This is a genomic window from Leeuwenhoekiella sp. ZYFB001 (genome assembly GCF_011784865.1).
GTDB lineage: Bacteria > Bacteroidota > Bacteroidia > Flavobacteriales > Flavobacteriaceae > Leeuwenhoekiella > Leeuwenhoekiella palythoae.
The window spans coordinates 520133-533643 of the sequence record NZ_CP050460.1; the positions used below are offsets into that span (position 1 = coordinate 520133).

Annotated in this window: 10 protein-coding genes; 9 read left to right on the forward strand and 1 reads right to left on the reverse strand. The window is 41.0% G+C overall.

Translation table 11 applies throughout. The features are described from left to right. Positions 1-3: 3 nt before the first annotated feature. The 7 genes from HCN54_RS02235 to HCN54_RS02265 are packed head-to-tail and all read left to right on the forward strand — an operon-like array spanning position 4 to position 7557. Positions 4-1017, forward strand: a complete 1014-nt coding sequence (locus HCN54_RS02235; protein WP_167596357.1) for a sugar kinase — start codon at positions 4-6, stop codon at positions 1015-1017. 11 nt (positions 1018-1028) lie between these two features. Further along, the gene (locus HCN54_RS02240; RefSeq protein ID WP_167596358.1) at positions 1029-1700 is read left to right on the forward strand and encodes a bifunctional 4-hydroxy-2-oxoglutarate aldolase/2-dehydro-3-deoxy-phosphogluconate aldolase; all 672 of its coding nucleotides are present in this window, start codon (positions 1029-1031) and stop codon (positions 1698-1700) included. Next, a complete protein-coding gene (locus HCN54_RS02245; RefSeq protein WP_167596359.1) occupies positions 1697-2689 on the forward strand; it encodes a TRAP transporter substrate-binding protein in 993 nt (330 codons plus the stop codon). Before HCN54_RS02240 ends, HCN54_RS02245 begins: the two co-directional genes overlap by 4 nt. A 3-nt stretch (positions 2690-2692) precedes the next feature. Further along, positions 2693-3163 carry a TRAP transporter small permease gene (locus tag HCN54_RS02250; protein WP_167596360.1) on the forward strand — a complete coding sequence of 157 codons (471 nt, stop codon included), beginning with the start codon at positions 2693-2695 and terminating at the stop codon, positions 3161-3163. Then, positions 3160-4446 carry a TRAP transporter large permease gene (locus HCN54_RS02255; RefSeq protein ID WP_167596361.1) on the forward strand — a complete coding sequence of 429 codons (1287 nt, stop codon included), beginning with the start codon at positions 3160-3162 and terminating at the stop codon, positions 4444-4446. The genes HCN54_RS02250 and HCN54_RS02255 overlap by 4 nt, the downstream gene beginning before the upstream one ends. 29 nt (positions 4447-4475) lie before the next feature. After that, positions 4476-5915, forward strand: coding sequence for a tagaturonate reductase (locus HCN54_RS02260; RefSeq protein WP_167596362.1), 1440 nt, complete (start codon positions 4476-4478; stop codon positions 5913-5915). 25 nt (positions 5916-5940) lie between these two features. Next, positions 5941-7557, forward strand: a complete 1617-nt coding sequence (locus tag HCN54_RS02265; RefSeq protein WP_167596363.1) for a UxaA family hydrolase — start codon at positions 5941-5943, stop codon at positions 7555-7557. Positions 7558-7594: 37 nt separating this feature from the next. On the opposite strand, the gene HCN54_RS02270 is transcribed toward HCN54_RS02265, so the two are convergent. Further along, positions 7595-8629 carry a LacI family DNA-binding transcriptional regulator gene (locus HCN54_RS02270; protein ID WP_167596364.1) on the reverse strand — a complete coding sequence of 345 codons (1035 nt, stop codon included), beginning with the start codon at positions 8627-8629 and terminating at the stop codon, positions 7595-7597. A 273-nt stretch (positions 8630-8902) separates the two neighbouring features. Between HCN54_RS02270 and HCN54_RS02275 the strand changes: the two genes are divergently transcribed. Together HCN54_RS02275 and HCN54_RS02280 are read left to right on the forward strand one after the other, a co-directional pair. Continuing rightward, a complete protein-coding gene (locus tag HCN54_RS02275; protein WP_167596365.1) occupies positions 8903-10357 on the forward strand; it encodes a glycoside hydrolase family 28 protein in 1455 nt (484 codons plus the stop codon). Positions 10358-10394: 37 nt separating this feature from the next. Further along, positions 10395-13508 carry a SusC/RagA family TonB-linked outer membrane protein gene (locus HCN54_RS02280; RefSeq protein WP_240924931.1) on the forward strand — a complete coding sequence of 1038 codons (3114 nt, stop codon included), beginning with the start codon at positions 10395-10397 and terminating at the stop codon, positions 13506-13508. Positions 13509-13511 lie beyond the last annotated feature (3 nt).

Here is a 13511-nt window from a genome sequence, read left to right on the forward strand (position 1 = left end):
CTAATGCGTAACACTCCAGACATAATCACCTTTGGCGAAGTGCTGCTACGATTGTCACCTGCAGAAAACCGAAAATTGACGCAGGCCAAGTCGTTAGATTTTTTCTTTGGCGGTACCGAAATGAATGTTGGGGCTTCTCTAGCCGTTTTAGGAGAGTCGGTAAAACATATAACCGCTGTTTCTGACGACCTAGTGGGCGAAGCCGCCCTTGCAAATATGCGACACTATGGTCTTGATGTTGCTGATGTTCAGAAAGTCGCACATCCTATAGGCCAATACATACTTGAAGTTGGTTCGGGAATGCGTAGCAGTCAGATTGCATACAACCGTTTAAACGGATCGTTTGCAAACATTCAGCCTGAAAACATAGCTTGGGATACCATTTTTGAGAATGCTCAATTTTTTCATTGGACAGGAATTACCCCGGCGATTTCAGAAGCGGCATATCAAGCCTTAAAAGCTGGGCTTGTATCTGCGAAAGAAAGAGGTTTGCAGATTACTGCAGATCCCGCATACCGCAGTAATTTATGGCAGTATGGGCGAAAAGGACAAGAGGTCTTAAAAGAATTAGTAAGTCTATCTACCATTTTTATTGGTGGTGTAAATGAGATCAATGAAATTCTTGGAACTTCTTATGGGCTAGACCAAGATGGATTTATCGCAGCCAGTAAAAAGTTGATGGAAGAATGCCCGAGCATTACACAGGTTTTTGATAAGATCAGAACCGGTTTGAGCGCTTCCTGGCAAAAGATCTACGGAAGAGCTTGGGTAGAGAATACCTATTTTGAAACATCAGAATTAGAAATTACACAGGTGGTGGATCGAATTGGAACTGGAGATGCTTACGCAGCCGGACTCATATACGGTTTGCTGCATTTTGATGCCGAAAAAGCACTGAATTTTGCCAACGCGGCGTGTGCATTAAAGCACACCATTTTAGGAGATGTGAATCTGGTTTCTGTTGCTGAAATCAACGAGGTGATGCAAGGAAATACCGGTGGAAGAATTAAAAGATAAAACAATAATTAATGGCTAAATATTCACGTATAGAAGTGGTGCTTCAGATGAAAGAAAACGGAATTGTTCCGGTTTTTTATAATGCTGACATAGCGGTTTGTAAGCAGGTTTTAAAAGCTTGTTATGATGCAGGCTTACGCACTTTTGAGTTTACCAATCGCGGAGACTTTGCTCACGAAGTTTTTGCTGATTTAAATAAATATGCTAAGGCAGAACTGCAAGGGATGATGATGGGAGTAGGTTCTGTGCTAGATGCAGGAACCACATCCTTATATCTTCAATTGGGAGCAGACTTTATTGTTTCTCCAATTGTCAATCCTGAAATGGCAAAAGCCTGTAACCGTAGAAAAGTAGCCTGGATGCCGGGTTGCGGTTCGGTTACTGAAATTTCTTATGCTGAAGAGTTGGGTGCTGAGGTCGTTAAGATCTTTCCGGGAGCACAGGTAGGTGGTCCTGCTTTTGTAAAAGGAGTAAAAGGACCTTTACCTTGGGCTAGTATAATGCCTACAGGTGGTGTGAGCCCTACCGAAGAAAACTTAAAAGAGTGGCTTGCAGCCGGAGTACACTGCGTGGGGATCGGGTCTAAACTTTTTGTGAAAAATACAGAAGGAGCCTACGATTATGCTGCGATCACGCAAACGATCAGCTCGGCGCTTGATCTTGTTAAAAAATTACGCTCATGAGCAGGCTGAAGAATTTTATTTTAATAGTTCTTGCCGTAGTTGGCCTTGTATGCCAGACTGCTTGTAAAGAAGCTTCAGATTCTCGCGTGATCAAACTGGCGCATGGTCTTGATGTGTCGCACCCGGTACATAAGGCGATGGTTTTTATGGGCGAGCGTCTCAAAGAAAAATCGGCCGGAAAGCTCAGTTTAGATATTTACCCCAGCCAGCAATTGGGTTCTGAGCGCGAATGTCTAGAACTATTGCAAATAGGAAGTTTGGGGATGACTAAAGTGTCCACCGGTGTACTTGAGAATTTTGCACCGCAACTTAAAGTATTTGGTCTTCCTTTTTTGTTTAGAGATGCAGAGCATCGGTTTGCGGTTTTAGAAGGTGAGATCGGGGAGCAGCTGCTAAGTTCGAGTATACCGCAGCGCCTAAAAGGCTTGACGTTTTACGACGCCGGTAGCCGCAGCTTTTATACTAAAAAACCCGTAGAAACCCCTGAAGATCTAAAAGGCCTAAAACTACGTGTGATGGAAAGTCAGACGGCGATGAATATGGTTAAAAACCTTGGAGGTTCTCCTACGCCAATTGCCTGGGGCGAACTCTACACAGCTTTGCAACAAGGGGTTGTGGATGGTGCAGAAAATAACTTGCCTAGTTTTTACCTGTCGCATCATTATGAGGTATGTAAATACTTTGTAGTGGACGAGCACACTGCGCTACCTGATGAGTTGTTGATAAGCACGCTTATCTGGGATGATCTTTCTGAAGAAGAACAGCGCTGGGTGAAAGAGGCTGCTGATGAATCCCTAGCTTTTGAAAAGGAAATTTGGCACGAAGCCGAAATGGAAGCGCTTGCCGAAATCAAGAAGGCCGGAGTAGAGGTAATTACACCAGATAAAGAACCGTTTCGCAATCGTGTGAAATCAATGTATGAGGAGTTTTCTCAGAATCCTGAGATGAAAAAACTAATAGAACAAATTCAAGCCATTAAAACCAATTAGAGTATGAAAAAAAGATTAGACAAAATTTTAGGAGGTATCTTGGTTTTTTTGATGGCTTCAATCGTTATCGCTGTGCTATGGCAGGTCTTTTCTAGATATGTGTTACAAGCTGCTAGTTCGTTTACGGAAGAAATCGCACGCTTCTTGCTGATCTGGATCGGTATTTTGGGAGCGGCTTATGCTGCCGGGCAACAAGATCACTTAGCGATTAACATAATTCCGCCTAAACTCAACATCAAAAACCGGATTAAACTGCGAATGGGGATTAATATTTTGATCATTTTATTCGCGCTTTTTGCTTTGATCGTTGGCGGCATCAATTTGGTTTACGTGAATTTCGAACTTGGGCAATATTCTGCAGCACTAGGCTTGCCGCTTGGTTTTGTTTATGCCGTATTACCCATAAGTGGCGCATTGATTATTTGGTATAAGATCATCGAATTAGCGAACCCTCAAAAATATTTAGCATCATGATAGAAGTATTAATTCTGGTACTGGTTTTCTTTGTGCTTCTGGGTATTGGGGTTCCTGTGGCTTGGTCTATTGGGATTTCCTGTTTATTGACCATTATGGTCTCTATTGATTCGCTAGCCAGTGTCACCACAATTGCTCAGCGTATGGCTACCGGTTTAGATAGTTTTTCGCTATTGGCAATCCCTTTGTTTGTGCTTGCCGGTCAAATTATGAATCAAGGCGGAATAGCGCTACGACTTATTAATTTTGCTAAAGCGCTTATGGGCGCACTACCCGGAGGACTGATCTATGTGAATGTTATTGCAGCGATGCTTTTTGGTGCAATTTCAGGTTCTGCGGTAGCAGCAACTTCAGCGATTGGAGGGATTTTAGGACCCTTTATGGAAAAAGAAAATTACTCTAAAGAATTTGGAGCGGCAATCAATATTACGGCTTCGACCACAGGATTGATCATTCCACCTTCTAATGTATTGATCGTATATTCGCTCGCGAGCGGCGGTGTCTCTATCGCTTCATTATTCCTTGCAGGATATATCCCCGGAATTTTAATGGGACTTGCACTAATGTTAGTGGCTACCTTCTGGATCAAAAAGAAAAAATACCCTGCAGGTGAACGCAGTAGTTTTGGGACGATACTCAAAACCTTTTTAGATGCTTTGCCTAGTTTGTTGCTGCTAGTCGTTGTAATTGGCGGAATTGTAACTGGGGTTTTTACAGCAACTGAAGCCTCAGGTATTGCAGTGCTGTATTGCTTAGTGCTTTCGTTTGTATACCGCGAATTAAAGATTTCGAGTCTTAAGAGCATTTTCTTAAGCTCTGTGGGTACCACGGCGATTGTGATGCTCTTGATTGCTACATCAATGAGTATGTCGTGGGTAATGTCTTTTGAGAACATTCCTCAAAATGTGAGTTCAGCATTGCTTTCGCTTAGCGACAATAAACTTGTTATCCTGATCATCATCAACGTTCTTTTACTCTTTGTAGGAACTTTTATGGATATGACTCCGGCAGTCTTGATATTTACGCCTATATTCCTTCCGGTGGTTACCAGTATGGGAGTTGAGCCGGTTCAATTTGGAATCATGATGGTAATGAACCTTTGTGTGGGACTATGTACCCCGCCGGTGGGCGCAGTATTATTTATTGGAGTAGGAGTGGCAAAAACTTCAATTCAGAAGATAATGAAACCCCTGCTGCCCCTTTATGCAGTAATGGCCATCGTTTTATTGATGGTAACCTTTATTCCGGCGATAAGCCTGTGGTTGCCTTCTTTATTTGAATAATTAATTAACGCATCAACCAGATAAACCCTATGAAAAATCTCACTCGAGCAAACACAGGTTTAACCGAAAAACTTCCTATTAAAGTCATTCAATATGGTGAAGGGAATTTTCTTAGAGCCTTTGTAGATTACATCATTGATAAACTGAATAAAGAAGCAGACTTTAATGCCGGTGTTGCGGTGATCCAACCGCTGCCAGGTGGGATGGTAAGTATGCTTAACGATCAAGACGGACTCTATAATTTATTTTTAAGAGGAATTAAAAACGGCGAGGAAACCGAAGAAATACACACCATTTCCTGTGTGCAGGAGGGGCTGAATCCGTATACAGATTACGATAAATATCTCGCACTAGCCAGTGGCGAAGAGCTAGAATTTTTAATTTCAAACACCACCGAAGCAGGAATTAGTTTTGACGAGAATGATACGCTTGCAGGCACGCCACACTCAAGTTTTCCGGCTAAAGTAACCGCTTTATTATACAAGCGCTATACTCATTTTGAAGGAGCTTCAGATATGGGATTGACGATCATTCCTTGCGAATTGATCAATCATAATGCAGATACCCTTAAGAAAATCATTTTGCAGTACGCAGATTTATGGGACTTAGAGCCTGCATTTAAAACCTGGGTAGAAGAGCACAATAGCTTTCATAATACATTGGTAGATCGCATTGTTCCGGGGTATCCTAAAGATGATATTGATGCGTATCAAAGTCAGTTAGCGTATAAAGATAATCTTATCGTATCGGCCGAAACATTTTTACTTTGGGTGATTGAAGGCGACGCGCGATTAAAGCTAAAAATACCGTTTGATAAAATCGACGAGAATGTTTTGGTCGTTGAAGATATGCAACCCTACCGTACACGTAAAGTGCGTATTCTTAACGGAGCACACACGACGATGGTTCCTTTTTCATTGCTCTACGGAAATGAAACGGTAAAGGAAACTGTAGATAACGCATTTACCGGAAAGTTTGTGCGAGATGCCGTATTTAAAGAGATTAATCCAACTTTAGATCTTTCTGAAGAAGAGTTGCAAGAGTTTGCAGATGCTGTTTTTGACCGATTTAGAAATCCGTTCATCAAACACTTATTGTCTAGTATTGCGCTTAATACGGTGTCTAAATTTAAAGTTCGCGTATTGCCTAGTCTTTTAGCTTTTGAAAAAGAATACAATCGATTGCCTGAAAATCTTACCTTTGCATTGGCGTGTTTAATCCGTTTTTATAAAGGCACTTATAAGGGTAAAGCATTACCTATTAAAGATGATGAGGCGGTTGTAGCATTCTTCAACGAAGCTTGGCAAACCGAAGACTATGCAAAAGTGGCTCAAAAGGTATTGAGCAATGTTGGGTTCTGGGATCAGGATTTAACTGCGATTTCAGGATTAGAACAAAAAGTTACTACGGCTCTGGCGTTGATTGAGGAGCACGGCGTAGAAGAAGCCTATAAAAAATATGCGGTCTAAAAGACTGTTTTTAAGTAAAGCACCTATGAAAAGCAAGTTGATAAAAGTACATCCTGAAGATAATGTGGCTGTAGCTTTGGTAGATTTATATGCCGGAGATACTGTTGATTTTGAAGGAAAATCGATAGCAATTTTAACCGATTCTAAAGCGAAGCATAAGATCGCATTGACCGATTTTAAGGTGAATGATCCTATCTATATGTATGGGGTTTTAGTGGGAAAAGCTTTAAGTGCGATTAATTTTGGAGGCTTGCTAACTACAGAGAATGTAAAACACGAGGCGAACTCAGTTTCTAAAAAAACAGAAACAACTTCGTGGACAGCACCTGATATTTCAAAATGGAAAGACCGAACCTTTATGGGGTATCACCGGGAGGATGGTCAAGTGGGAACGCAGAATATCTGGTTATTTTTTCCTTTAGTATTTTGTGAAAACCGAAATATAGAACTGCTGAAAGATGTTTTTGAAAAAGAGCTTTCTTTTCACAAAGCCAGTAAACAGCGACAATTGTTACGCAATTTGATCAGCGGTGCACCGGAAGATACAGCGGTTGCAGAAATAGAGGAAGAGCAGGCTATTTTTGACAATATTCAAGTGAAGTTTATCACACACCAAGGCGGCTGTGGCGGTATTCGTCAAGATTCGGTTTCTTTATCTAAACTGCTTGCGGGCTACGTTAATAACCCCAATGTGGCCGGGGCTACAGTATTGAGTTTAGGGTGCCAAAATTTACAAATTGACATTTTCAAACAAGCTTTGGCCGAAAAGAGCGCTGCTATTAAAAAACCTGTGCTGATCTATGAGCAGCAACAGGAGGGTACAGTAGATGAAATGCTTTCTAAAATCATTAAAGACTCTTTTGAGGGCATCAAAAAAGCGAATCAAATTCAACGTAAACCAGCCTCAATCTCAAAACTGAAGATGGGCTTAGAATGCGGTGGATCAGACGGTTTTTCGGGAATTTCTGCAAATCCGGCTTTGGGTTATGCTTCAGATATTCTGGCGGCAGTAGGCGGGTCTCCCATACTTTCTGAATTTCCTGAATTATGCGGAGTAGAGCAGGAGTTGGTGAATCGTTGTGTTTCTGATGAGGATGCCGAGCGTTTTATGTACTTGATGAAAGCTTACGAGAAATCTGCTGTGGATGCGGGATCAGGATTTGATATGAATCCATCTCCGGGAAATATCAAAGACGGCTTGATTACTGACGCGATGAAATCTGCCGGAGCTGCTAAAAAAGGTGGGACATCGCCTATTCAAGCGATTTTAGATTATGGAGAATATGTCACTAAGCCCGGGTTGAACCTTTTATGTACGCCGGGTAATGATGTAGAAAGCACCACGGCAATGGTAGGTTCTGGGGCGAGTGTTGTCGTATTTACCACTGGTTTGGGCACACCTACCGGAAACCCTATCGCACCTGTGCTTAAAGTGGCTTCAAACAGCACTTTGGCACGCAGAATGCCCGATATTATAGATATTGATAGTGGTGGTGTTATTCGAGGTGAAAAAACCATTGAAGAGATGGGAGAAGAAATCTTAGAGCACGTAATTCAAGTGGCGAGTGGCGAGATCCAGTCTAAGGCAGATGCTTTAGGTCAGGATGATTTTATTCCGTGGAAAAGAGGAGTGTCACTTTAAATCACAGTATAGAAATGCATTAAAAAGGAAGCTTCTTTTAGCTTCCTTTTTTTATTGAAGTATCTCGGGTATAAAGCTCTGGACTCAACACTACTTTTTTCTCAACCCTAAAATTCTTTTTAACGTCTGTAATTTGTTCCAGAAAAACCTGAGCGGCTATCTGACCCATCAGAACAGGAGTTTGCCCCACAGTCGTTAACGGGCGTTCTAGATATTTGGTAAACGGCTCGTTACTAAAGCCCACAACGCCTACATCTTCCGGGATTTTAAAGCCGTTAGCACGCAGCTCGCGCATACTACCTAAAGCAACATAGTCACTGGCAGAGAAGATTGCATCAAAGCTAATGTTGTTTTTTAAAAGGGATTTAACAGCCTCAATACCGGCTTCAACAGTGCTGTTTACTTGCAGCAAAAGATCATCATTTACGGGTAGGTTGTGTGCTTTAAGCGCAGCGATATAACCGTCATATCGGTGTTTGTAAATCTCAAGTTTATGATCGCCTCCTATGTGCGCAATATTGGTATAGCCTTGTTGAATCAGGTGTGTAGTGGCTTCATAAGCCCCTTCAAAGTCGTTGATCGTAACCGAACTCACTCCTGAAATATCCTTTTTACGGTCAAAAAAGATCAGTGGTACGCCTTCATCCCTAACTTCCTTTATGTGTTTTACGCTCTCTGTGGTTTTAGAAACTGAAATAAAAATTCCGTCTATATGCGTATTGAGAAGGGTTTTAATCTGTTTGGCTTCGCTCTCTACATTCTCGTGCGTTTGACAGATGATCACGTGATATCCTTTTGGTTCCAGCTCCTCCTCAATACCGCGAATCACCGAAGCAAAAAACGTGTGATTGATATACGGCACAACCACTCCCACGTTAAAAGTGCGACCACTTTTTAAAGCAAGGGCAAGTGCGTTTTGTTGATAATTGAGTTCCTTGGCGGTTTTTAAAACAAGTTCCTTAGTTTTCAAGCTCACACGATCACTATCATTTAGAGCTCTCGATACCGTAGCAGCACTAATATTTAGTTTTTTTGAGATATCGTAAATCGTAACCTTTTCTTTCTGGCGCATCTTCAATTAGGGTGTTGTAATCGTTTTCAATTTAGAATAATTTTTAATATTTCTCACTTTTTCTGTAGAATATACAAGAAGAAAAGCCATAAAATGGCACTTTAATTTATCAATCAGACATATTTAACTGTTAAAAACTGATTTTTTAATGAAAATTAGTCTTTTTTATTTGCATACTGATAATTAATATTTATTTTCGTGCAATCGATTACATTAATTGTTGCAGAACGAGTAATTTGATCAAACCCATTTAGATAACCAGTTTATTAATCTATGCTACCCATTTTAAGAAATCGATTTCGCTACCTTCTTCTAACCGTAGTTGCGGTTGGTTTAGTTTCAGTTTCCTGTAAAAATAAAAATGAGCAACCTAAAGCAGATTTAGCTCACACAGAAGATGTTTGGGCACAGGCTGACGCCATTATCGAAGAAATCGGGACAGTGACTTTTCAGGATTCGGTGTTCAATATTAATGAATACGGAGGTGTAGCAGATGGAACAACTATAAATACGGAAGCTTTTAAAGCTGCTATTGCTGCTTGCAATCAGGCGGGCGGTGGTAAAGTTTTAGTTCCTGAAGGAATGTATTTAACAGGGCCAATTCACTTAAAATCAAATGTGAATTTACACCTAGAGGCTGATGCTGAAGTCTTATTTACCACAGATAAGAGCGCTTATTTACCGGCAGTGCATACTTCGTATGAGGGGATGGAAATCATGAATTATTCTCCGTTCATCTATGCTAAAGGGCAGAAAAACATTGCAGTTACAGGCAGTGGAACTTTTAATGGTCAGGCGAATTCAGAGAATTGGTGGCCGTGGTGTGGTGCAGAGCGTTATGGGCATAAAGAGGGAGAGCCACAGCAAAAAGATGAACATAATTTACCTACGCTTTTTACAATGATCGAAGATGGTACTCCGGTCGAAGAGCGCATTTTTGGAGAAGGCCATCAATTACGCCCTTTGTTTTTGCAAACGCTGGAGTGTGAAAATGTTTTGATTCAAGGAGTGACTTTTACCAATGCGCCATTCTGGGTCATTCACCCGCTAAAATCAAAATATATAACCGTAGACGGGGTTACTGTGAACAGCCACGGTCCTAATAATGACGGCTGCGATCCTGAATATTCAAAATATGTGTACATCACCAATTGCAACTTTAATACTGGTGATGACTGTATCGCAATAAAGTCTGGACGCAACGGTGATGGTCGTCGTGTAAATATTCCTAGTGAGAACATTGTGGTTGAAAACTGTGATATGAAAGATGGTCACGGTGGTGTGGTTATGGGCAGTGAAATCTCCGCTGGGGTACGTAACGTATTTGTACGCGAGTGTACGATGAACAGTCCAAATCTGGATCGAGCCATAAGAATTAAGACGAACACGTTGAGAGGTGGTTTTGTTGAAAACGTCTATGTGAAGGATGTTGAAGTCGGTCAGGTAAAAGAAGCGGTGCTTAAGATCAATACATATTATGGCATCTACGGAACTCAAGAAGGGGACTTTATTCCAACTATAAAAAACATCAACTTAGAAAATGTTACGGTAGAAAATGGAGGGAAATACGGGCTGTTGATTCAAGGTAGAGAAGAAAAGCCGGTGACGGGAATCAGCTTGAAAAATGTAAGCATCAAAAATGCGGCGACTCCATTGAAGATTGAAAATTGCGAACCTATAAACTATGTAAATACAACTATTAATAACGAGAAATACGGAGAAAAGTAAACAGAAACAATTACAAACAGAAACAATCAAATTTAACATGATGAGAAATACACACACAAATTTTCTTATTCGAAAAAAGATTGGCTTGCTTTTAGTGCTGGCAAGCTGCCTTTTTTCGGTACCTGGATTTGCTCAGGACACACGCACGATTACCGGTACGGTTACTTCTGCAGATGACAGCATGCCGTTGCCCGGTGTAAATATTGTAGTTGAAGGAACCAGTTATGCTACGGTAACAGATTTTGACGGTAATTTTCAGCTAGAAGTACCCGGAGATGATGCCACTTTAGTGGTGAGCTATGTGGGATTTCTTACTAAAAATGTAGCCGTGGGTTCTCAAAGTACCTTTACGATATCGTTGGAGACAGATGTACAGTCTTTAAATGAAGTGGTCGTAGTAGGTTATGGAACTGTAAAAAAATCAGATCTAACAGGTGCCGTAGGTACTATAGGTTCTGAAAGTCTAACCGAAAGAAACATAACCAATCCCGTTGAATCTTTACAAGGTTTAGTGCCCGGGGTGCAGGTAAGTAACTCTACCGGTCGTATTGGTGATGGTTTTAATATCACCATTCGTGGTCAGAATTCAATTGGCGGTGGCGGTGATCCTCTTTTTGTAGTTGACGGCGTTCCTACTGATAACATTGATTTCTTAAATCCGCAAGACATTGAGCGAATGGACATCTTAAAAGATGCTTCATCTACTGCGATCTATGGTTCTCGTGGATCTAACGGGGTTGTGATCGTAACCACACGCAGTGGTGCAGGTGCAAAAGGCGGACTAACTGTGAGTGTGGAGTCTTTTGTAGGTGTTAAAGATGTAGCACGTTTACCAAAATTAATGGATCCACAAACTTGGTGGGATTATCACCAATCTGCTTATTTAGCTACCGCCGGAACGGATCCTAACACAGGCGCTGTTTCTGCCGAAACATTAGCGAATGCCGTTGGTGGTAATGGTTCTAACGAGGAGCTTTTAAGACGTGTAGCTGCTAATCAATCTTTTGACTGGTATGATGCGGTTTTAAAAACAGGTGTTCAGCAAAATACCTACGTAAATGCTTCCGGAAGAGCAGAAAATGGTTTGGGATATAACTTAGGCATTGGCTATCAAAATGAAACAGGAAACATCGATAATGAAGAATTGAATAAATATACTTTAAAGCTTGGTGTTGATCACAACATCAATGATAAGTTTACTTTAGGTACCAATGTTACGGTTACTTTGATCGATCAGGATCAAGGTTCTGATGTCGCTATGCGTGAAGCATTTCGATTAAATCCATTTTTAGATCCTTATGATTTAGATGGAGTTACGCTTTTTCCACAACCTGGAAAATTAGTGGATGAAAATGGAGATTTTATCATCAATAAAACCAGTACCTACAATCCGCTTTTAGAAATCAACAACTCAATCGATAACGTACGCCGTTGGAACGTGATTGGAAACAGTTATTTTCAATATCAAGCAACAGATTGGCTATCATTCAAAACCTCATTTGCCGCAGGTTATACAGATACGCGACGCGGAAGATCTTGGGGCGCACTTACCAATACCGGTGCCAGTAATAACAATTTGCCTTCTGCGCGCTTAGATCAAAGCCAGAATTTTAATTACACTTGGGACAATCAGTTCAACATCAATAAAACTTTTGATGAAAAGCACAATGTAAGTTTACTGGGGCTTTACAGTATTTTCTCTAATCGTAACGAAAATTCGTATTCGGCTTCTCGTAATATGCCTTTTGATACCAGTTTTTATAATATTGGCAGCGGAGAGCAAAGTACGTATGATATTGGTTCTGGATTCAATAAGAATACGCTGCGCTCTTATGCATTGCGTTTAAATTATTCATTTGATGATAAATACTTATTAACCCTATCTAACAGATGGGATGGTTCTTCGGTATTCGCAGAAGACAATCGCTGGGATTCTTTTCCGTCAGCAGCGGTGGGTTGGAATATCTCTAACGAGGATTTCTTAGCAGAATCAACAACGGTAAGCAACTTAAAATTACGTGCTAGTTTTGGTTATACTGGTAACAATATCATTGATCCTTATTCTTCATTAAACACATTGAATTCACAAACCTATTACGATTATGCCGGTACCGTTTCTAACGGATTTATCTCAACGCAAATCGCTAACGCGGCGTTACGTTGGGAGCGTACTCGCGAATTTAACGTGGGGGTTGATTTTGGATTTTTAAATGATCGTATCACCGGTAGTGTTGATGTTTACGACAGACTTTCTGACGATCTATTATTTACACAAGATCTTCCTAGCGAAACCGGGTTTTCTAACATTAATGCAAACGTAGCTTCGGTAAACAACAGCGGTGTCGAACTTGCTCTAACTACCCGAAATATTCAGACCGAAGATGTAACCTGGACGACCCAATTTACGTTCACTAAAAATACTAACGAGCTGCGCACCATTTATGGGCAGAGCGAAGTAGATGATATAGGGAACAACTTATTTATTGGAGAATCCCTAGATGCGATCTACAACTACAAATTCACCGGAATCTGGCAGGCAGATGAAGCCGATGAAGCAGCAGGCTACGGGATGGAAGAAGGTCAGGAGAAATTGCTTGATGTTAACAATGACGGTCAATATACACCAGATGGTGACCGTATCATTTTAGGTTCTTCTAACCCTGATTGGACCGGAAGTTTCTTCAGTTCGCTACGTGTAAAGAACTTTGACCTTTCTACTTCTGTAATTGTAACGCAAGGAGTTTTAGTGTACAGTAATTTTCATTCTAATTTTGCCGATACACGTGATCGTGGGCGTCAAAAATTAGATATAGACTGGTATGTTCCTGCTAATGATGCGGGCTTACCGGCAAGAGCATCTAATACCTATCCGCAGCCACGTAACGAAGGTTCTTTTTGGAGAAACAATGGCGTAGGCTATTACAAGAATGCATCGTTTGTAAAAGTGAAAAACATTGCACTAGGCTATAATCTGGGTGATGGCGCCTTAGAAAAATTAGGCTTTACATCATTGCGTGTTTATGCAAACGTGCTTAACCCATTTGTATTTACAGATTATGAAGGCTATGACCCAGAATGGGCAGGAGCGAGTTTAAACACAGGTAGACCGGCTTCTGTGACGTATCAGTTAGGCTTTAATTTAAAATTTTAAGAA